This is a genomic window from Luteibacter sp. UNCMF366Tsu5.1 (genome assembly GCF_900119235.1).
GTDB classification, from domain to species: domain Bacteria; phylum Pseudomonadota; class Gammaproteobacteria; order Xanthomonadales; family Rhodanobacteraceae; genus Luteibacter; species Luteibacter flocculans.
Genome location: NZ_FPIS01000001.1, coordinates 438431 through 457840, shown reverse-complemented (window position 1 = coordinate 457840; position 19410 = coordinate 438431). Strand labels below are relative to the sequence as shown.

18 protein-coding genes are annotated in these 19410 nt (G+C 64.2%); 6 read left to right on the top strand and 12 right to left on the bottom strand.

The window, feature by feature from the left end; genetic code table 11:
- Positions 1–3 precede the first annotated feature (3 nt).
- Both BT115_RS01955 and BT115_RS01950 read right to left on the bottom strand, forming a co-directional pair.
- Positions 4–600 (bottom strand): GNAT family N-acetyltransferase, encoded by a 597-nt coding sequence (locus BT115_RS01955; protein ID WP_343124036.1) that lies wholly within the window; start codon positions 598–600, stop codon positions 4–6.
- 51 nt (positions 601–651) lie between these two features.
- On the bottom strand, positions 652–1551 hold the full coding sequence (locus tag BT115_RS01950) for a universal stress protein (RefSeq protein ID WP_072320864.1): 900 nt from the start codon (positions 1549–1551) through the stop codon (positions 652–654).
- A 150-nt stretch (positions 1552–1701) separates the two neighbouring features.
- On the opposite strand from BT115_RS01950, the gene BT115_RS01945 reads away from it, so the two are divergent.
- Positions 1702–2124 carry a universal stress protein gene (locus BT115_RS01945; RefSeq protein ID WP_072320863.1) on the top strand — a complete coding sequence of 141 codons (423 nt, stop codon included), beginning with the start codon at positions 1702–1704 and terminating at the stop codon, positions 2122–2124.
- A gap of 4 nt (positions 2125–2128) precedes the next feature.
- On the opposite strand, the gene nhaA is transcribed toward BT115_RS01945, so the two are convergent.
- Positions 2129–3319, bottom strand: a complete 1191-nt coding sequence (nhaA, locus tag BT115_RS01940) for a Na+/H+ antiporter NhaA (RefSeq protein ID WP_255369339.1) — start codon at positions 3317–3319, stop codon at positions 2129–2131.
- A gap of 279 nt (positions 3320–3598) precedes the next feature.
- Between nhaA and BT115_RS01935 the strand changes: the two genes are divergently transcribed.
- The gene (locus BT115_RS01935; protein ID WP_143144433.1) at positions 3599–6232 is read left to right on the top strand and encodes a bifunctional diguanylate cyclase/phosphodiesterase; all 2634 of its coding nucleotides are present in this window, start codon (positions 3599–3601) and stop codon (positions 6230–6232) included.
- Between the two features lie 65 nt (positions 6233–6297).
- Here the strand turns inward: BT115_RS01935 and BT115_RS01930 are convergent, their stop codons facing one another.
- The 8 genes from BT115_RS01930 to BT115_RS01895 all read right to left on the bottom strand — a co-directional run bounded on the left by BT115_RS01930 (position 6298) and on the right by BT115_RS01895 (position 11077).
- On the bottom strand, positions 6298–6756 hold the full coding sequence (locus tag BT115_RS01930; protein ID WP_083527245.1) for a cupin domain-containing protein: 459 nt from the start codon (positions 6754–6756) through the stop codon (positions 6298–6300).
- Between the two features lie 127 nt (positions 6757–6883).
- The gene (locus BT115_RS01925) at positions 6884–7462 is read right to left on the bottom strand and encodes a DUF4142 domain-containing protein (RefSeq protein WP_072320861.1); all 579 of its coding nucleotides are present in this window, start codon (positions 7460–7462) and stop codon (positions 6884–6886) included.
- The gene (locus BT115_RS18340) at positions 7455–7781 is read right to left on the bottom strand and encodes a hypothetical protein (RefSeq protein ID WP_072320860.1); all 327 of its coding nucleotides are present in this window, start codon (positions 7779–7781) and stop codon (positions 7455–7457) included. Before BT115_RS18340 ends, BT115_RS01925 begins: the two co-directional genes overlap by 8 nt.
- An 83-nt stretch (positions 7782–7864) precedes the next feature.
- A complete protein-coding gene (locus BT115_RS01915) occupies positions 7865–8173 on the bottom strand; it encodes a DUF3247 family protein (RefSeq protein ID WP_072320859.1) in 309 nt (102 codons plus the stop codon).
- A gap of 68 nt (positions 8174–8241) precedes the next feature.
- Positions 8242–8748, bottom strand: a complete 507-nt coding sequence (locus BT115_RS01910; protein WP_072320858.1) for a YciE/YciF ferroxidase family protein — start codon at positions 8746–8748, stop codon at positions 8242–8244.
- A 118-nt stretch (positions 8749–8866) separates the two neighbouring features.
- On the bottom strand, positions 8867–9124 hold the full coding sequence (locus BT115_RS01905; RefSeq protein ID WP_072320857.1) for a hypothetical protein: 258 nt from the start codon (positions 9122–9124) through the stop codon (positions 8867–8869).
- Between the two features lie 344 nt (positions 9125–9468).
- On the bottom strand, positions 9469–9876 hold the full coding sequence (locus tag BT115_RS01900; RefSeq protein WP_255369338.1) for a hypothetical protein: 408 nt from the start codon (positions 9874–9876) through the stop codon (positions 9469–9471).
- A 10-nt stretch (positions 9877–9886) separates the two neighbouring features.
- Entirely contained in the window at positions 9887–11077 is a 1191-nt protein-coding gene (locus tag BT115_RS01895) for a zinc-dependent alcohol dehydrogenase (protein WP_072322197.1), read from the bottom strand.
- Positions 11078–11306: 229 nt separating this feature from the next.
- Between BT115_RS01895 and BT115_RS01890 the strand changes: the two genes are divergently transcribed.
- Positions 11307–12146: an SDR family NAD(P)-dependent oxidoreductase gene (locus BT115_RS01890; protein WP_072320856.1), complete on the top strand. Its 840-nt coding sequence runs from the start codon at positions 11307–11309 to the stop codon at positions 12144–12146.
- A gap of 9 nt (positions 12147–12155) precedes the next feature.
- On the opposite strand, the gene BT115_RS01885 is transcribed toward BT115_RS01890, so the two are convergent.
- Positions 12156–12665 carry a ferritin-like domain-containing protein gene (locus BT115_RS01885; RefSeq protein WP_072320855.1) on the bottom strand — a complete coding sequence of 170 codons (510 nt, stop codon included), beginning with the start codon at positions 12663–12665 and terminating at the stop codon, positions 12156–12158.
- Positions 12666–12864: 199 nt separating this feature from the next.
- Between BT115_RS01885 and BT115_RS01880 the strand changes: the two genes are divergently transcribed.
- From BT115_RS01880 to BT115_RS01870, 3 genes are all read left to right on the top strand, one after another.
- Entirely contained in the window at positions 12865–13755 is an 891-nt protein-coding gene (locus BT115_RS01880) for a manganese catalase family protein (RefSeq protein WP_072320854.1), read from the top strand.
- A 115-nt stretch (positions 13756–13870) separates the two neighbouring features.
- Positions 13871–15181, top strand: coding sequence for a sigma-54-dependent transcriptional regulator (locus BT115_RS01875; protein ID WP_072320853.1), 1311 nt, complete (start codon positions 13871–13873; stop codon positions 15179–15181).
- Positions 15182–15258: 77 nt separating this feature from the next.
- On the top strand, positions 15259–19407 hold the full coding sequence (locus BT115_RS01870) for a CheR family methyltransferase (RefSeq protein ID WP_083527242.1): 4149 nt from the start codon (positions 15259–15261) through the stop codon (positions 19405–19407).
- The last annotated feature ends 3 nt before the right edge of the window (positions 19408–19410 follow it).

The following is a 19410-nucleotide window of genomic DNA, read 5'->3' as shown; positions in this document are numbered from 1 at the left end:
CCGTCAAAGGGATAGCGTATGGATGACGAGTGTCGGGTCGTCGGGGTCGAGTGCCCGCGTAAAACCCAGTTCGCGCGCCAGTTCCTCCATGCCGCGATCCTCCGCGAGATCGATCGAGAACATGTGCTTGAAGCCGTTGCGACGGGCGACGACGATCAGGTGGCGCATCAACGTGGCGGCGAGGCCTTGATGGCGCCAGTCGTCGGCGACGGTGACGGCGCACTCGCAGCGCCAGGGTTCATTCGTCGCGCTATAACGGCTGACGCCCACTTCGCGCAATTCACCGTCGTCGTGGGCTAGTGCGATGAAGGCCAGCGAATGGACACCATCGACGTCCATCAGGTCGTCGATCACGCTTTCGGACGCCTCGCGTATCTCACCCAGAAAGCGGCAGCGCCGCGATTCGGCCGACAGGCGGCGAATGAATGCCTGTTCGCGAAGCCGGTCCTCGGCCTTCAAGGGCCGAATCAGTACGCGCCTGCCGTCGGCCAGGGTCTCGATCCAATGCTCACCGGTCACGGCGGGAAAGGCGGCGGTGTCCGGCGAAGGGCTGGCGGCATGGCTCGACATGGCGTTCTCCAATAGGGATGACGTGAACATGGTGATGTCGTTTCGCAGGGCATCGTTTGACCTGGGTCAACGGATGCGCCGTCAGTGCGAGAAAAGGACGGGAATCGGCGAGTCGAGGAACAGCCCGCGCGTGGTTCCTCCGATGACCCATTCGCGCATGCGGCTGTGACCGTAACCACCCGCCACGATGAGCTGGGCGCGAGCCCTACTCGCGCGATCGAGGATGACCCGACTGATCGGACGTCCGCGGGACTTATCGACGATCACGCGCGGTGTCACGCCGTGCCGCCCCAGATGCGCGGATAGCGCTGCGCCGAACGTGGCCGCGTTCTCGATGGCATTCTCCACGGGATCGACCATGACGATGTCCACGGTTTCCGCCGTCTGCAGCAGCGGCATGGCGTCGTGCACGGCGCGTGCGGCTTCGCTCGTGTCCGCCCATGCGATCACCACGTGTCGCGGCGGCAGGGTCGATGCCTCGGTCGTGCTCGGCACCATCAGTACCGGTCGCCCCGATTCCAGGAGAAGCGAACTGAAATAGCCGTGCGCGCGCGACGCATCCGCGGGCGCATCGGCTGGCCGCGCGATGACGCTCAGATCGGCATGGCGCGCTGCCGCCGCCGCAACGCCCGTCGGCGCATCGTAGAAGGATTCCACCACGCGCACGTGTCCCGCCACGCCCAGGGAGTCCAGGCGTCGCTGGAGTTCGACGCTCTGTCGCGCCGCCTGCTCGCGTAGCTCCACATACCATTCCATGCAGGCCGGGTCGGGCACGAACGACCAAGCGTCGGCCACGGGCAGGGGCAATGGCAGTACCTGGACCACATCGAGCTCCGCACCGTATCGGCGCGCAAGCGATGCGGCCACCGTCAACGAGGTCAGATCGGCCGGCAACCGGCTGACGACAACGGCGATATCGCGGAGAGCCTGGTGGCTCCCGGCCGGAGAGGTATGGGAAGGCGCGGTGGCGAGGCTGGACATGGCGAACTCCATCGGGTGAACGCGAGGTGCCACTGCGTTCTAACGCGGAGATCCCACGGGGTTCTTGATGCACGTCAACTGCCACCCGAACGACTGCGGGCACGCTATCGCCATGCCGGACGGCCGGCCCGTACTTCGTCAGGAGCCACCATGTTCGAGAACGTATTGCTGGTCACCGATGGCTCGCCCGGCGCCGCGCGCTGCGCGGAGCAGTGCGCGCAGTTGGCGGCGACGCTGCGTTGCCACCTGCAGATACTCCACGTCACCGCCCCTCTACCCGCGGTGCAGCTCGCTGCCGACCTGATCGAAGGTGGCGAGGTTGAACGACGGGCGAGCGAGCGAGCGGCGGAGTGCCTCGACAGCGCCGCTCGGATCGCTGCCGGGCACGGCATACGCGTCAGTACCCACCACGTCGTCGACGCGCGTTCCGCGATCGCGATCGTGGAAGAAGCGCGCCGCCTCGGCTGTCATCTGATCGTGATGCACGGTCACGCGGGCGAGGCCCGTTCCTTGCGCAACGTGGCCCGGGACGTGATCCTCGAAGGCGACACGCCGGTGATGGTGTTCCCGTAAGCGCTCACCCCGCCCGTCTCGAAGCGCTACGCAGCACCAGCCACCCTGCCAGCCCGGCCAGCACGGAGCCGGCCAGGATGCCGAGTTTCGCCTCGTCCTGGAGTTCCGGGTGCGTGGGAAACGCGAGCATGCCGATGAACAGGCTCATCGTGAAACCGATACCGCACAGCAAGGCGGTACCCAGCAATTGCACGGTGGAGGCCTCTCGGGGCATTTCTGCCCAGCCCAGGCGGATGGCGAGCCACGAGGTACCGAACACGCCGACCAGTTTGCCCACGGCCAGACCGAGACCGACACCCAAGGTCGTGTTCGCGAGCCATGCATCCACGCCGAGACCGGCAAAGGAAATGCCCGCATTGGCGAAGCCGAAAAGCGGCAGCACCGTGATCGGCACCAGACGATGGAGAGCATGCTCCAACCGGAGCAAGGGCGAATGCGTGCAGTCGCCGTCGGACGGAAGGCGACCCTCGCCATCGCGAAGCGGAATGCACAGAGCGGTGGCGACGCCCGCCAGCGTGGCATGCACCCCCGACGCGTGGACGCATATCCAGAGCACCACGCCCAACGTCAGATACGGCCAAAGGCTGCGAACGCCGAGACGGTTCGCGACGGCCATCGCAGCGACGACGGCTGCAGAGAGACCGAGATATAGAAGATCGAGCCCAGGCGTGTAGAACACCGCGATGATGATGACGGCACCAAGGTCGTCGATGATCGCCAACGCGGCAAGGAAGGCCTTGAGCGACGCCGGCACGCGGCTTCCCAGCAGTGCCGCGACCCCAAGCGCAAAGGCGATGTCGGTCGCCGATGGGATGGCCCAGCCCTTGGCGGCGTCGCCGCTGTTCCAGTTGATCGCGAGATAGATCAGCGCCGGTGCTGCCATGCCACCGAAGGCGGCGAGCCCAGGCAGGATGCGCAAACGGTTGGACGCCAGCTCGCCATCGATGAATTCGCGCTTGATTTCGAGCCCGACGAGCAGGAAGAAAATGGCCATGAGGCCATCGTTGATCCAGTGCAGCACGCTGAGCGGCCCCAGTTCGACGTGCAACGCATCGAAATAGGCAGGCCCGAGCGGGGAGTTCGCGACCACCATGGCGAGGGCCGCCGTGCCCATGAGCACAAGCCCGCCCGTGGCGGAGCCGGACATGAAGTCGATAAGGCGCTGCAGGGGGCGCCAGACGAGAGTCTTGATCAAAACGGAATATCCAAAAACGCGCGGAAGAACGCATGGTTCCATCCCCGCGTCGGCAGGTAAAGGAAAACCCGCCCCGGTAGCGGGAACGCGCGTCGATCCGGCCCGTTCGAGAGCTCGCGCATCCTCGAGGAACGAGCCGTCTTTTGAGCCCTGGATGAGGACATTCGGAGCGACGGCCAACCGGCCCGACTGGGGGTGGCGCAGTACGTCGTCACGCGCCCTTCACGCCCTGAAAAACGAGCTATTGCCGGGCGTTGGGGAGGTTGCTAGCGTGCGCTGGTGAATCGCCCTCCGCCGCCAGCGACCGTCACGGCCCGTGACGCGCCCTACCGCTCCGCGCGGTTGATCCGCGTGGTCGGCGGCCTTCTGGCGTTGATGTTCGGCCTGGGCATGGCGTTCGTCATCGCGAGCGATCACGAACGGCGCGTGCAAGTGGCGAAGAGCCAGGATCAGGCGGTCGCCGATGGCGGCCAGCGCATCATCACCGCGCTGTTGTGGGACATCCAGCGTGCCATGGTGGACCTGGCCGAGGAGAGCGCGCCCCTCGCGGTGAATTACTCCGACGCCGAACTGCTGGCCATCTCGCACGACCTCGATCGCGTCGCCCATCATTACGGCGAGCTAGCCAACCTGGTGCTGATGGATTCCGACGGCAAAGCGCTCACACCTGGCGTGGACGACCCGACGCTCGCCACGTGGGTCGCCTCCTCGCCCATCGGGCGCGGTGCGTTGCGGATCGGCCCGCTGCAACCCTGGCACGGCGGCTGGGTGGTCCCGCTTGCGGTTCCCGTCGTGAACGGTCGCTGGCTCGTCGCGCGACTCAAGCAAAGCCGCCTGCAGGCGATTGCCGACGACCTCGGCAAGAGCCGCCACGGCGTCGCAGCGATCACCGACCGATTCGAAACCATCCTGGCCCGCAGCGGAGATTGGCGCAACGTGATCGGCAAACCCGTCACTACCTTGTTCGAGCCCGGTTCGAACCGCGAGGAGCGACAGGTAAGCCACATCGATGGGGTGGATCGCGTGGTTGCGGTGGCCCCTCCGGGTGATTATCCGTTCTGGGTCGGCGTAGGCGTTCCCGCCGCCGACGTGCTCGCGCCCTGGTATCGCTTCACGTTCTACAGCGTGCTTCTCTACCTTGTGTACTGGGCCGGCATGATCTTCCTGTATCGCCGCCTGCACGCGAGCGAGTCCGCACAGGTCGCCTATCTCGCCGAGATCACGGCTACGTCGGATCGGCTGGCCGACGCCGAGGCGCGCTTCCGCCTGGCCTTCGACAGGAATCCCCTGCCCTCGTGGGTCTTCGACACCGGCACCCTCGCCTTTCTCGAAGTGAACGAGGCGGCCGTGCGCAATTACGGCTACTCGCGCGAGGAGTTCCTCGCCATGCGCATCACTGACATTCGCCCACCCGCCGACCAGGGAGCGCTCAGGGAAACCATCGAGGCGCTGCGTCAGGGCGGCGACGGCGAACCCGATCGCCTTTGGGTGCATCGACGCAAGGATGGCAGCACGTTGGACGTGCGCATCCACGCGGCAGACATCGACCTCTCCGGCCGCACCGCGCGGCTGGTCCTGGCCGAAGACGTCACCGAACGCATCCGCTTCGAACGTGCCCTCACCTATCGCGCGACCCATGACGTGACGACAGGGCTACCCAATACCGAGGCCTTGGTCGACTATCTCGATCATGGTCTGGGCAAGGATGCGTGGTACGAAGTGTTCTACGTTCACCTGCGCGGCATGGACCGGGTCAGCGACACCTTCGGGCTCGAGGTCGGACGGAACGTGCTGCGCAAGGTGGCCGCGCGCTTCGGCGAGCTCGCCGCGGCGTACGGCATGGTCGCCCACCGTCCAGGCGATCGTTTTCTTCTCGCCATCGACGACCCAGGCCGTCGTGCCGCCGCGATGGCGGCGCTACTGGCAGCGGTGAACGAACCCGTGATGCTGGACGATACCTCGCACACGCTCGACCCACAGTTGGGCGTCGCATCGCATCCGACCGATGGCGCCAAGGCGCATCAGGTAATCGCGAACGCCGCGCTTGCGGCGCACGTGCGGACCGACGTCGGACCCGACGGTCCGAAGGTGTTCGAACCGGCCATGGCGCGGCATTCCGTGGAGCGCCTCACGCTCGCCTCGCGCATGCGCCAAGCCATCGAGGGCGGCGAGTTGGACATGCACTTTCAACCGATCGTGGACGCTCGCACTGGCGCGGTGCGCAAGCTCGAAGCCCTCGCACGCTGGCCTCAGGCCGACGGAAGTTTCATCCCGCCCGATGTCTTCATTCCCCTCTGCGAGGAAACGGGTCTTATCGTGCCGCTGGGCCAGTGGGTGATCGAGACGGCCGCACGGGCACACGTCGCGCTGGACAGCCATGGGTTCGAGCTGCCAATCGCCATCAATATCTCCGCCCTGCAATTCCAGCGCGCCGATGTGGCCGCTCAGTTGCAGGCGACGGCGCAAGCTTATGGTCTGGCACCGGATGCACTTCAGGTCGAGCTGACCGAAAGCAGCCTCATGGATCGCCAGCATGCGGTGCCTACGCTGAAGAAGCTCGGCATCGAGGGCATCCATGTATCGCTCGACGACTTTGGCACGGGGTTCTCGAACATGGCCTACCTGCGCGATCTGCCGATCGATGCGCTGAAAATCGATCGCTCGTTCATCGTCGACATCGATGCGGACGAGCGTGCTGCGTCGATCTGCCGATCCATGATTGTGCTGGCCCGCACGCTCGGCATGACCGTCGTGGCCGAAGGGGTGGAACGCGAGCGTCAGTATGCGTGGTTGCGCGAGAACGGGTGCGACCAGCTTCAGGGCTATTACTTCAGCGTACCGATGCCCATGCCGGTGCTTGTGGCACACCTCCGCGACAAAGCTACCCCGTTCCAAGCCGCTCCTATGGTGTGAGCCACGCACAAGGCCTCGCACAGGCATGGGCTGTGCGAGGCCGCAAGGTACGCGACGCGTACCGATCAGTTCGCCGTTTTCAGCGGCACCATGTCGAAATGGTCGTCCTGATACTGGAACAGCAGACAATCCTCGCTGCTGCTGCAACCGCTGTAATGGGCAAGTTTCGCCGGCAGCCGGTAGAAGGAGCCCGCCGGATACTCCGTACGCTTGCCGTCGATGATGGCGTAGAACGTTCCCTTCAGCACCACGGTGGGAAGGGCCTGCGTGTGGTGATGGAACGGGTTGGCCTTGCCGCCGGGGAAGTGAACGAACGCTTCGTAGGTTCCCTTGCCGGTGAGGTCGCCGCTGACATTGGCGTATTTGATGCCGCCGGTATCGGGGATCTCGACCCAGTGGAGGTCGTTCGCGGGAAACGAGATCGTCTCAGCGGACGTCGAGGTGGCGTCGGGCTGCGCCGAAAGCGCAGTAGAGGCAAAGGCAATGACGCAGAACGCGCAGGCGCGCGCGGTGGAAAAAACCATGCGATGTCTCCTTACAGATGGAAATCCAAAGAGTGTTCCGACGCCCGCATGCGGCGTCGGACACTGAGTATAGATAGCGCGCGCCGACTTTTGAAGGCGCGCAGTCACGAAACTGCGCGCTTCTCGCTCATGATCTCGGCGCAACGCCGCGCTTGTCCAACGCGCGAGCCTGATGCAATCGGTTCTCGATCGTGGGAAGCAGCTTCTGCGCTACGGGTTTTACCTGCGGATCGCGCCCCTTTTCGATCTCGGTAGACAGCGCGGCATGAAGTTTCTCCAGCAGGGCAACGAACTGTACGGGCACTGCCTCGTCGAACGACTTGCCCTGCATACGCTCTAGCGCGCCAAGAATCTTGCTGTCCTCGGGCGCGGGCTGCTCCGCCCATTGATAGCCCTTTTCGCCACTGGCAGCCGGCTTCAACGCGTCACTGAGTGCAATGAAATCCTTCACCATGGCTGTCCCGAAGTCTTTCACCGCAGGATCGCTCGTTCGGGTGGCCGTCAGCGTGGCGAGTCGACTTCCCATCTGATAAGCGTCGCTGGCACCGCGTACGAAGCCTTCATCCGTCGGCGTTATCTGTGCTTTCCGATTGCCCGTGGACTGCGGCTGGTCGACCCCGCCGCGTTGCTGCGCCCACGTTGCGCCACTGCCCATCGCCAGTAGCCCCAAGAAGGCGATACCGAGAGCTTTACCGGCTTTACTCATCGTCGTGCTCCTTCGGCGCAAGCTTGTCTTTCGGGATTCCCCCTGCATTGTTCGTGCCCTGGCCCTTGGGCGGGGTCACCTTAGGCGTACCGTATTCGTCGCGCCGACCGGGATCGGGCGCGCGCTTGGTATTCATACCGTCGTCCCAGTGCTGGCTGCGCGCTTTCGAACCCGCACGCGGCGTATCTCCAATCCGCTGGGGACGCCCACCGTTGACGCTCTGGCCCTGAGCCGTGCCGGCGTGTGCAGGGGTGGCGTCCTGGGGCATTGCAGACGCCAGGGCACTCGTGCCCAGCGCGAAAACCATCGTCATCATCATCTCGGGTCACCTCGCCCCACAGACTGCCTCCGCGGATGTGACCGGAACGTCGCGACCGACAGGTCCGCGTCGGCCGCCGTACGCTAGGCCCGCGTCGCTCCCTTCGTCACCGAGTCAAGGTGTTCGACACGCACGATGTCGCCCAGCCACACCACGCCGCTCCAGCCGGGCCGCTGTGCATCTTCCAACTTGACGGTGCCGTTGATGCCTTCGACGTCGTCCGCATTCTTGAACACCTGGACCGTCGGAGTCACGGCAACCACGCCCTCTGCCGGCGGCCCCTCGACCGTGTGAATGCGCACGCGGGCATTGATGGCCAGCTCCTCGACCCAACGCTCCATCTGCGCGATGTCCGCTGGTTCGGTAAATACGGTTTGTGCGATACGCCCCATGGCGAGATTCCTCTTCCGATGACATTGGGAGTGTGGGAGCCGCCATGGCGGCTCCCACGGCAGCGGGATCAGGCCGCCGATTGCTTCTGTGCGGCCCGCTGATTGCCCGCCTGCTCAGCAAGCATCGTCAGTTTCTCGTCAGTGGACTTTTCCTCCTTCAGCGTGGCCTGAAGTAGTGTGACCGCGTCTTTGTAACCCAGTTGCTTCGCGATAGCAGATAGCGTGCCGTACGACGCAATCTCGTAATGCTCCACCTTCTGAGCGCCGCCGATCAGGGCCGCGTCACGCAGCGGACCGGCGTCGATCGCATCGATGACTTCCTTGCTCTCTTCGACGAGGCCTTCCATCGCGGCGCACTTCATCCGCTTCAGGCGGATGCCCAGGGTCTCCACAATCTGGTCGATACGCTCGACCTGCCCCTGTGTCTCTTCCAAATGCATTTCGAAGGCTTCTTTGAGTTCAGGCAACTCCGCTGCGCGGGCGAGGCGCGGCAGTGCGCGGGTAAGCTGCTTTTCGGCGCTGTAGATGTCCGAGAGCTCGTGGATGAAAAGATCTTCGATCGTCTTTACTGCCATGGTGGGTTCTCCGTGGTGGACTCCGAAGACGTAACGCTACGCCCGAGCTTGTCGTGCATGCAGATGGATGGCGTGAACGACGGTCCACATCTTCGAAGAAATCATTAGGCGGCTGTCGTCACGCCTCCATGCCGTCCGGCTCGAACGCGTCTACGGTCTCCCAGGTGCCGTCGTCGTTCTCGATCTTCAATCGCACGCTGCGCCCTGTGCGGCGTCCGATGCTCTCGGCAAGGCGGAGTCCATGGCGGAAACATTCGTCCTGGGTCGCGAAGGCGCCCATGCGATGCGTGTCGTGGAAGACCTCCCAGGGGAAAGCGTCGTTCCGCTGGGCGAGGGGGAGATAAAGCATGATGGGCGAAGCGATGTCTTGAGTCATGCGCCTGTCCATTCAAGGCGCGTGCCAACGCCGCAAACCGTTCTACGATGCGGACTCTGCGCGCTCACACCGCGCGACCGGCCTCGGCGGGAGGAAAAAATTGCCGTCAAGTAGGTATATTTTGCGAGACGTCCGTAGTGTCCCCACCACGCTCGTTCAGTCAGCTGACGACGCCTCTACACAGCGCGGCATGCTGCGCGATGCTCAGATGCCAATTCTGGCAAATCCAAACGAGGACAATACCGTGAACCACCACCCCCTCATCCTCACGCGGCTGGTGTTGCTGTCGTGGCGATCCTGTCCGTGCTTTCGGTAATCAGGATCGCCGTGGGACGATAACGCGGTCAGGGCGAGCGGCGCAGCAACCAGGCGGCAACAAGCGTGGCGCCGACGATCGCCGCCGCCGAGCGAACCCCGCGCGAGCGGCGCCCGTCGGATAACACGCCTTCAACCACGTCCACGCGATCTGCGAACAGCAGCATCAGCCAGTGGCGCAGATCGTTCTCACTGTGGCGGAAGGCGCGTCGACGAATCCACCCGCTCACACCTCGCGGCGGTACGCTCGTGCCGAACACCGGCGGCATCTTGAGGTGTTCGGTGGACTTCAGTATCTCCACGTCGGATTGCTGCGCGGGCGGCGGATCGCTCCAGTGCACGCCTTCGAGCCGCGGCGGGCGCCGCTCCATGGGCACGGCGGGACGCTGGGAGCGGTCGAGGTCTGCGCCCCAACCCGGAATGTGTTCGTGATTCATGCGCTGGACCTCAAGGCGTAGTGATAGGGGCGGCGGTAGTCGAGGTAGCCACATCGGCACCGGGCGGAATCAGTACCGTCTTGATGCACTGATCCTTCTTGCCGGAGAACATCTCGTACGCGTCGCTCACTTCCTCCAGCGGCACGCGATGCGTGATGATCTCGCGCGGATTGAGGCGACCCGCCTGAATATGCTCGATGAGCCGAGGGAGATGCCGCTTCACGCTGGCCTGGTTCATGCGCAGCGTCAGTCCCTTGTTGATCGCGTTTCCGATCGGTACGGCGTTGAAGGTAGGGCCGTAGACGCCCACGATGGATACATTGCCGCCCTTGCGTACCGAATTGATCGCCCAGTGCAGAACCGTGGCTGCGCCCGCCTGGAGCTTCATGGTGACGCCGGTCACCCTCTGCATCACGCTGCCTGACGCCTCGCACCCGACGGCGTCGATGCAGACATCCGCGCCGAGACCGTCGGTCATCTTCTTGATGTGAATCGCCATGTCGCCCACCGAGCGGAAATCCACGGTCTCACAGTGCGCAAAGCGCCGAGCGAAGTCGAGCCGGTAGTCCACGTGGTCCACTACGATCACCCTGCCCGCCCCCATCAGCCATGCGCTGCGCGCGGCAAGCAGACCGATGGGACCGGCACCGAAGATCACCACGGTATCGTTCTCGCGGATATCGCCCATCTCGGCAGCCTGGTATCCCGTAGGCACCACGTCGGTCAGCAGTACCGCATCCTCGATGTGGATGTCCGGCGGAATCACCGTCGGACCGATATCCGCAAAGGGCACGCGCACGTATTCCGCCTGACCGCCGTCGTATCCGCCCGTGGTATGCGAGTAACCGTAGATGCCGCCGACCGCCGTGGCCTCCGGATTCACGTTGTGGCAGTTGCTGTACAGCTCGCGCTGGCAGAAATAGCAAGTGCCGCAGAAGATGTTGAACGGCACGAGCACGCGGTCGCCCACTTTCAGGTTTCGCACGCCGCTCCCCACATCCACCACTTCGCCGACGAATTCGTGGCCGAAGATCGAGCCGACGCGCGTGTCGGGGACCAGCCCGTGGTAGAGATGCAGATCCGATCCGCATATGCAACTGCGCAGTACACGCACGATGGCGTCGAAAGGGTGCTCGATCACCGGGTCGGGGACGTGCCTCGCGCTGACCCGGTAGGGGCGCCGGTAGGTGGTAGCTAGCATCGTGATCTCCATCGCGTCGGGACAGGTGGATCGTTCGCTGCCGCACGTCGCGAGCGCGGCAAGACCGCGTGTCCGTGCAGGCACATCGGTACGTATGCGTGCGCAATATCGCCGCGTTCACTCACGTGCATACGCCTTCATCGGCAGGCAACACGTCGTTGAGGGCCGCACGCCCAGGTTGCTCACAGCGCTGCGTCCAGCGCCCCCCGTCCCAGTCAGGAGCCTGCCCATGAACATTCGCAGCACCGATCGCGTCCTCATTACCGGCGCGAGCAGCGGCATCGGCTTGCACCTCGCCCATCGCTTCGCCGCGCATGGGCATCCGGTCTGCCTTGTCGCGCCCGACGCTTCCGAACTGGAGCGCATCGCCATCGATATCGAACAGCGTCACGGCGTGGATACCCTCGTGGTCGCCGTCGACCTGGAAGACAAGGACGCGATGACCGTCATCGACGAAGCCGTCCTGAGCGCCGGGTGGACGGTAGACATCCTCGTCAACAATGCGGGTCACGGATTCAAGGGCAACTATGCGGACGTACCCATCGCGACCCATCTGTCGATCGTGCGCCTCAACGTGGAGGCGGTGCTGCGCATGACCTCGCTGTTTCTTCCGCGGATGGTCGCCCAACGCCACGGGCGCCTGCTCAACACTGCCTCGATCGCGGGTTTCGAGCCGGGCCCGACGATGTCGGTCTACCACGCGAGCAAGGCCTTCGTACTCTCGTGGAGTGAGGCCATCGCTACGGAGTTGGAGGACTCCGGCGTGTCGGTGACCGCGCTGTGCCCGGGTCCGACGGATACCGATTTCTTTCCGAAAGGCGATCTCGAAGAAAGCTTCGCCTTCCAGAAAGCCAATCTGATGGACCCGGAAGAAGTGGCCCAGGTCGGCTACGAGGCAGTCATGAGCGGCGAGCGCGTTGCCGTAGTCGGTGCGGTGAACAAGGCCATGGTGTTCTCGCGCCGCTTCATGTCGGAACAGCTGCAAGCGCGTATGAATGAAAAGATGTACGAAGACGTCGACGATCCACGAAGGGCGCGGGGCGACAAAGAGTCGCCGCCGCGTCCCTGATGCGCTTGGTCAGCGCTTGGCTTCCACGTCCGGGGTAGCGTCCCGGACGAGGAACTCTTCGGTCAACTCCGGCAGGTGTTCGAGAATCCACGCGGCCATGGCCTGTTCCTGGGGCAGGATCTGCTCGCAGGTGCGCTGGGTCTCGACATCGCCTACTGTCTTCGCTGCGGCGATGAGTGACGTATAGGTCGCGATCTCCAGGTTCTCGAATACGTAGCTGGCGATGGCACCCTTCACGATCTCGTCCGAGTTCGCCATGCCACCCGCCGCCTGGCCAAATGCCATCATGCGGCCCAGCGTGTCCTTCATGACGGAGGTCGATCCGCCCAGGCGCTCGATGCATGCCTTCAACAACGCCTGCTGGCCAAGCGTTTCATCGAGATGCTGCTCGATCCGCGCCTTCACGATGGGATAGTGCTCGATACGGGACGCCTGCGCACGAAGCATCTGCTCCGCTTGCTGTTCCATCGCATGTGCATCGCGAAGCCAGTCCAGAAGGTTCTCGCGCAATTCGGCCATGCTCGTGTTCCTATGTCACGTTGGGGAGCGGCCATCGTCATGGAGCACACGTGCAGTGCGAAGCGAAAGCATGTGACGACGCGATGATGCATGATGCACCGCAGTTCAGCAGTGTGTATGGGTCCTCACTGATGTTGCCCCCCACCTGCACCTGGCTTTGGAAATGATGACGTCTCAGCCAGCCGCCAGGAGCAAGCCAGTGTTCAACCACAACAAGCGATTGCAATACACCGTGCGCGTGGGGGAGTCCAATCCGGGCCTAGCCAACCTCATGCTCGAGCAGTTCGGTGGACCGCAAGGTGAGCTAGCCGCTGCCATGCGCTATTTCACTCAGGCCCTCGCCGAGGAAGATCCGGGCCGGAAGGACATGCTGCTGGACATCGCCACCGAGGAACTCAGCCACCTGGAAGTCATCGGTTCCATCATCGCCATGCTGAACCGTGGCGCGAAGGGATTGCTGGCCGAGACCACCGATCAGCAGGCGGAGATGTACCGCGCACTGCAAGGCGCGGGCAACGACAGTCACGTGACGCAGATTCTCTATGGCGGCGGCCCTGCCCTCGTCAATTCGGCTGGCCAGTTGTGGAACGCCGGCTACATCGACACGATCGGCGAACCGACCGCGGATCTTCGTTCGAACATCGCCGCCGAAGCGCGTGCCAAGATCGTGTACGAGCGCCTCATCAACGTCACCGACGATCCGGGTGTGCGCGATGCGCTGACGTTCCTGATGACGCGCGAGATCGCTCACCAGAAGTCGTTCGAGAAGGCGCTCTACTCGATGGACAAGAGCTTCCCGCCGGGCAAGCTGCCGGGCGATCCTCGTTTCACGGATACCTATGTGAATACGTCGCGTGGCGAAGGCGATAGCACAGGACCATGGGCCGAGGGCAAGGGCTTCAGTGAGGTCATGGTGCCCAACGAGAAGAATATCCCTGTGGACGGAGGCGACGGTCATGCAGACGTCGCGCTGACCGCCAAGGAAAAGGCAGCGGTGGAGGCGTTCGCACTACGCGGCCAATCCGACCCCGAACGCGACCCGGTCACTGGCGCGGACCTCGGGACGCTTCAGCAGGAATCGAAAAGCTGACGGTGCAAGGGACGCGGCACACTGCCGCGTCCCGGCCGTGCCGAGCCATGACCTTGCGTTGACCCTGTCCTCACGGCGGGCGACGCAGCCTCCGAAGTCCCCGGAGTTTTTCGTCATGCCCACGATGCCTGCCAGCACGTTGCTCGTCCTCGACGATGATCGCCCCTTTGCAGAGACGGCCGTTCGATTTGCCCGCGAGGTGGGTTTCGAAGCGCACCCGGTCACGACCCTTGGCGAGGCCGTGGAAGCCGCGGCCACACGTCGTTTCGATTGCGCTCTCGTGGACATCGGGTTACCCGATGGCTGCGGCCTGGAGTTGCTGTCGGAGCCTCGCTTTGCCAGCACGCGGAAGATCGTGATGAGTGGCGACGCCGCGCTTGCGCATTGGGCGGGCAAATGCGTCCCCGGCACACTCGGCGTACTGACGAAGCCGTTCCGTTTTGCGACGTTTCAGGCGTTGCTGGCCCGTACGCCGCGGAGCACCAGCGGAGCCCAAAAGGGGCGCTTGCTCGGCGAGTCTGAGGCGATGCGCGCGGTGCTGGGAGAACTGCACGCCGTGGCACCGAGCAAGATTCCCGTGCTCATTTACGGCGAAAGCGGCACGGGAAAGGAGCTGGCCGCACGTCTCGTCCACACGCGCAGCGAACGGGATGGGCCCTTCCACGCCATTAATTGCGCGACGCTGTCGCCCGACCTGCTCGCGAGCCAGTTATTCGGTCACCAGCGCGGCAGCTTCACCGGCGCCGTGGAGCATCAGGCAGGCCTCATCGCCGAGGCGGATCGCGGCACGCTGTTCCTCGATGAATTGGCCGAAGCGCCTCTCGGCGTTCAGGCCGCGCTGCTCCGATTCCTTGAAAGCGGGGAGATCACGCCACTGGGCAGCCGCATGCCACGCCGCGTAGACGTGCGCATCGTAGCGGCCACCAATCGCGTTCCCCGTGAGGCGATAGCCGAAGGACGGCTGCGCGCCGACCTATATTTCCGCGTCGCCGGCTATGAGGTACGCATGCCGTCATTGCGTGAGCGTCCCGGCGATCTCATACCGATTGCGCAGTCCATCCTGGATGGGCTCAATGCGGAGTACGGGACGTTGCGTCGTTTTGCGGCGGACGCCTTCGATGCCCTTCGCGGCCATGCATGGACCGGCAATGTACGCGAACTGAGGCAGGTCGTGCAGCGAGCCTACCTGCAAGGTGGCGAACGGCTCGTATTGCAGCGCCCGACGGATGCGCAGGCTGCTCTTCCGCCGCCAAGGCCGGTAACGCTCGCGGACGTCGAACGAACGGCGATCCTCGAAGCGCTGGCCGCCTGTGGCGGCGACCGCACGATGGCCGCCAGGCAACTCGGGATAAGCACCAAGACTATCTACAACAAGCTCATCCGCTACCGCCAGGCTGCGTTTTCGCCGATCGCCACCGATGTCTGATGCGGCTCCCCCTGGCGAATCGCCCACGTCGGCCATGACTGGGTGACAATCACGCATTCGTCCCCGAAGGTCTTTCGATGTCTCTGCCGATGCCCCCACCCGATCCGGAAACCGACCCCACCGTCAAGGTGAGCGACCTCACCTTCCCGGTCGTCGGCATCGGCACATCCGCGGGCGGCCTGGCGGCGCTGGCCCGCTTCTTCGAAGGCATGCCTGCGGCACCCGGCATGGCTTTCGTCGTGGTGATGCACCTCTCGCCCAAACACGACAGCGTGGCCGACCGCATCCTCCAGCGGTCCACGTCCATGCGAGTGACCCAAGTGACTCAGCCCGTTCCCTTGCGCATGAACGAGGTCTACGTCATTTCGCCGCGCAAGGCACTGTCAATGAATGACGGTTACCTGCGGGTAACGGATATGGAGAAGATCCGCGGCAAGCATGTCGCCATCGATTTCTTCTTCCGCACACTGGCACAGGTACATCGCGAACGCGCACTCGCGGTCATTCTTACGGGTACGGGTGCCGACGGTTCCGTGGGGATCGCGCGCATCAGGGAGCGCGGCGGGATCACACTTGCCCAGCACCCCCTCGACGCAGAGTACGACCAGATGCCGCGTGCCGCGATCGCCACGGGCGCCGTGGACATCGTGCTGCCGGTAGCCGAATTGCCCGAGCGCATCCTCTCCCTGACGCGCGAGGCCGCGCACATCCGCGTACCGGAGGACGCATCGGAGGTGGACAACGAATCCGGCGAGCCCCAGGCCCAGGGGAAACTTCCGGATCAGGACGCCTTCCGCGACATCATGCTGATACTCCGGGCCAAGACCGGCCACGACTTCAGCGCCTACAAGCGCGCCACGGTCCTGCGACGCATCGAGCGTCGCATGCAGGTCAACGGATTGCACACGCTCGAGGACTATCGCCACTTTCTGCATGACCATCCGAACGAGCGCCCCGCGCTGCTCAAGGACATGCTGATCAGCGTCACCAACTTCTTCCGCGACCGCGAAGCCTTCGAGGCACTCGAGCGCGAGGTCATTCCGCAATTGGTGGCCGACCTGGGCGAACGGGGCCGTCTTCGCGCGTGGAGTGCCGGCTGCGCCACGGGCGAGGAACCCTATTCCCTTGCCATGCTGCTTACGGAGGCCGCTCCGGCAGACGCATCCGTGCAGGTGTTCGCTACCGACATCGACGACGATGCGATTGCGCAGGCCCGGCAGGGCAGCTATCCGGCAGCCGTCGTGACCGACATCGCACCCAGCCGGGTCAACCGGTTTCTGACGCGCAACGACAACTTCTATCGCGTACCGAAGCATCTTCGGGAGAAGGTGCTGTTCGCACGGCACAACGTGTTGCAGGATCCGCCCTTCTCGAAGCTCGACCTCATCAGTTGCCGCAATCTTCTGATCTACCTCACGCGAGACGTTCAGGTACAGATCCTCGAAATGTTCCACTTCGCGCTTCGTCCCGGGGGTTACCTTTTCCTCGGGAGTTCGGAATCGGCCGACGCCGCATCGAAGCTTTTCATCCCGGTGGACAAGAAGAACCGCATCTACCGGGCGGCGCCGGGCGGGCATGTGGCGCATTATCTGAAGGGCCCCACTCGCGAAATGCCGGCCCAGGTCGCCATCGAGGCTGCTACGGCCGCCGCCGCGTCGCACGAACGCCGGCTCCGCTCGCTCAGCGAAGTGCATCGCAAGGCGCTGGAGGACAACGCACCCCCGAGCGTGCTCGTCGATCGCGAGGGGCACATCGCGCACATGTCGGAGGACGCGGCGCCGTACCTGCGGATGATCGGCGGTGCGCCCTCCTATCAACTCACGGCGCTGATCGTGCCCGAGCTTCGGCTCGAGTTGCGCACCTCGCTTTTCCAGGCCGCCCAGGAGAACAAGCCCGCACGCTCACGCGCCGTCGTACTGGACCGGGACGGGGTACCGGTAGCCGTGTCCATCGAAGTACGGCCTGTTCGCAGTCCCGATAGCGAGGCTGGGTATCAGCTCGTGCTGTTTCACGAGACAACGATCGAGGACAGCGCGACCCACGGCGAGATTCAGGCCGAGCAGACACCCATGCTGCTGCAGTTGGAAGAGGAACTGAAGCGTGCCAAGGAACGACTGCAGGCCACGGTGGAGGAATCGGAAAGCTCCAGCGAAGAATTGAAGGCCTCGAACGAGGAATTGCAGTCGATCAACGAGGAACTCCGTTCGGCTACGGAAGAACTCGAAACGAGCAAGGAAGAACTGCAGTCGATCAATGAAGAGTTGATTACGGTCAATCACGAGCTGAAGCTCAAGGTCGAGGAAACCGCCAAGGTCAACGACGACCTGCACAATCTGGTCGCCTCGACCGACATTGCCACGGTCTTCGTCGATCGGGACATGTGCATCAAGCGTTTCACACCCCGCGCCGCGGACGTCTTCCGGCTCATTGCCGCCGACCTCGGCCGGCCTCTTCTGGACCTCAACCACAGCCTGGACTATCCGGCGTTGGCCGACGACGCGACCGAGGCCTTTCAGTCGCTGCGTACGGTGGAACGTGAAGTCGGCAGCCAGGACGGCCGCTGGTACATCGCGCGCATTCTTCCCTACCGCACGGCCGAAGACCGCATCGAAGGCGCCGTGCTCACGTTCATCGACATCACGCGTCGGCGCACCGCCGAGGAAGCCGCGCGCCACAGCGACGAGCGCATGCGACTCGTCGCGGACAGCGCTACCGATTTCGCCATCCTGACGACCGACACGAATGGCATCATCACGTCCTGGAGCAAGGGCGCGCAGCGGATCTTCGGCTATTCGGCGGACGACGCTATCGGCCACCACGGCGATCTCATCTTTACACCTGAGGATCGCGCACGCGGAGCGTTCCGCCGCGAGATGGAGCAGGCCCGCCATGAAGGACGCGCGCATGACGACCGCTGGCACGTGCGCAACGACGGGCAGCGAATCTTCTGCAGCGGCATCACTACGCCGCTCTACCGCGGGGGCTTCCATGGCTTTGCCAAGATCGCCCGCGACGTCACCACCGACAAGGAACGCGAGCGCCTGCGCGAGGAACTGCTGACGGCCGAGCAGGCATCCCGCCAGCAGGCACAGAGCACGATCGAGTTGAAGGACGAGTTCCTGGCGGTGATGTCGCACGAGTTGAAGCACCCGTTGAATCTCATTCTCATGAATGCGGAACTGGTGGCGCGCACAGCCGCCGCCAAGGACGATCCGCGCCTGCTGAAGGCCGCGGAAGCCATTCGGCGCACGGTGGAAGGCCAGGCACAGATCATCGACGACCTGCTCGACCTGTCGCGGATCAATACCGGCAAGCTCACCCTCAACGTCGCCACCGTGAACGTCTCCGACTGCATCCGCCGCATCGCCGACGGCATCGAAAAGGACCTCGCCGGTCGGGATATCCGTCTGGACGTGCAACTCCCCGCGGAAGACGTGACGCTGATGGCCGATGCCGTGCGCGTGGAACAGATCGTATGGAATCTGCTCAGCAACGCCGCAAAATTCTCCCGGCACGACGGCCATATCGAAGTGCGCCTGGATCGCGACGGCGACACGGTGTCGCTGCGCGTCACGGACGACGGCATAGGCATGCCTCCCAATGTGCTCGCCCGCGCCTTCGACATCTTCGAGCAGGGCAATCACCGACGGCATCTCGCCAGTGGCGGCCTGGGCATCGGTCTCGCCTTGGTCAAGCAACTGGTCGAACTGCATGGCGGCACGGTTGCCGCGCAGTCGGACGGCCCGGACAGGGGCGCGGTGTTCACGGTAACGCTTCCTCTGCGAGCCGTCGCCAGCGCCCACGGCTCGGTGCTGTCGTTGCCCAGCGGCAACCTCACCGGTTGCCGCGTCGTCCTCGTCGACGACTCGGAGGAACTTCTCGCGCCATTCTCCGAGCTGTTGGAACTGGAAGGTGCCACCGTCGCCGCGGTGCCGTCGGGCCAGCAGGCGCTGGAACGGCTCGCCACGGGCGAGTACGACATTCTGCTCTCGGACATCGGCATGCCCGAAATGGACGGTTTCGATCTTATCCGTCGCGTGCGTGAACTGGACAGCGCCCGCGGAGTGACCGCCATTGCCCTGACCGGCTTCGGGCGGCCCCAGGACGAACGCAAGGCACTGCAGGCCGGCTTCGACGCACACCTCAGCAAGCCCGTGTCGATGAGCGCCCTGCTGACCCTGCTCGGGCGCGTGGCCCGTGCGAAAACGCAGCGCCCAGGGAACTGACGC

Bases quoted from the DNA above. Each gene is read 5' to 3' on its own strand.
- BT115_RS01955 (WP_343124036.1), bottom strand. From the start codon at position 600: ATGTTCACGTCATCCCTATTGGAGAACGCCATGTCGAGCCATGCCGCC.
- BT115_RS01950 (WP_072320864.1), bottom strand. From the start codon at position 1,551: ATGTCCAGCCTCGCCACCGCGCCTTCCCATACCTCTCCGGCCGGGAGC.
- BT115_RS01945 (WP_072320863.1), top strand. From the start codon at position 1,702: ATGTTCGAGAACGTATTGCTGGTCACCGATGGCTCGCCCGGCGCCGCG.
- BT115_RS01930 (WP_083527245.1), bottom strand. From the start codon at position 6,756: ATGGTTTTTTCCACCGCGCGCGCCTGCGCGTTCTGCGTCATTGCCTTT.
- BT115_RS01925 (WP_072320861.1), bottom strand. From the start codon at position 7,462: ATGAGTAAAGCCGGTAAAGCTCTCGGTATCGCCTTCTTGGGGCTACTG.
- BT115_RS18340 (WP_072320860.1), bottom strand. From the start codon at position 7,781: ATGATGATGACGATGGTTTTCGCGCTGGGCACGAGTGCCCTGGCGTCT.
- BT115_RS01915 (WP_072320859.1), bottom strand. From the start codon at position 8,173: ATGGGGCGTATCGCACAAACCGTATTTACCGAACCAGCGGACATCGCG.
- BT115_RS01910 (WP_072320858.1), bottom strand. From the start codon at position 8,748: ATGGCAGTAAAGACGATCGAAGATCTTTTCATCCACGAGCTCTCGGAC.
- BT115_RS01905 (WP_072320857.1), bottom strand. From the start codon at position 9,124: ATGACTCAAGACATCGCTTCGCCCATCATGCTTTATCTCCCCCTCGCC.
- BT115_RS01900 (WP_255369338.1), bottom strand. From the start codon at position 9,876: ATGAATCACGAACACATTCCGGGTTGGGGCGCAGACCTCGACCGCTCC.
- BT115_RS01895 (WP_072322197.1), bottom strand. From the start codon at position 11,077: ATGCTAGCTACCACCTACCGGCGCCCCTACCGGGTCAGCGCGAGGCAC.
- BT115_RS01890 (WP_072320856.1), top strand. From the start codon at position 11,307: ATGAACATTCGCAGCACCGATCGCGTCCTCATTACCGGCGCGAGCAGC.
- BT115_RS01885 (WP_072320855.1), bottom strand. From the start codon at position 12,665: ATGGCCGAATTGCGCGAGAACCTTCTGGACTGGCTTCGCGATGCACAT.
- BT115_RS01875 (WP_072320853.1), top strand. From the start codon at position 13,871: ATGCCCACGATGCCTGCCAGCACGTTGCTCGTCCTCGACGATGATCGC.
- BT115_RS01870 (WP_083527242.1), top strand. From the start codon at position 15,259: ATGTCTCTGCCGATGCCCCCACCCGATCCGGAAACCGACCCCACCGTC.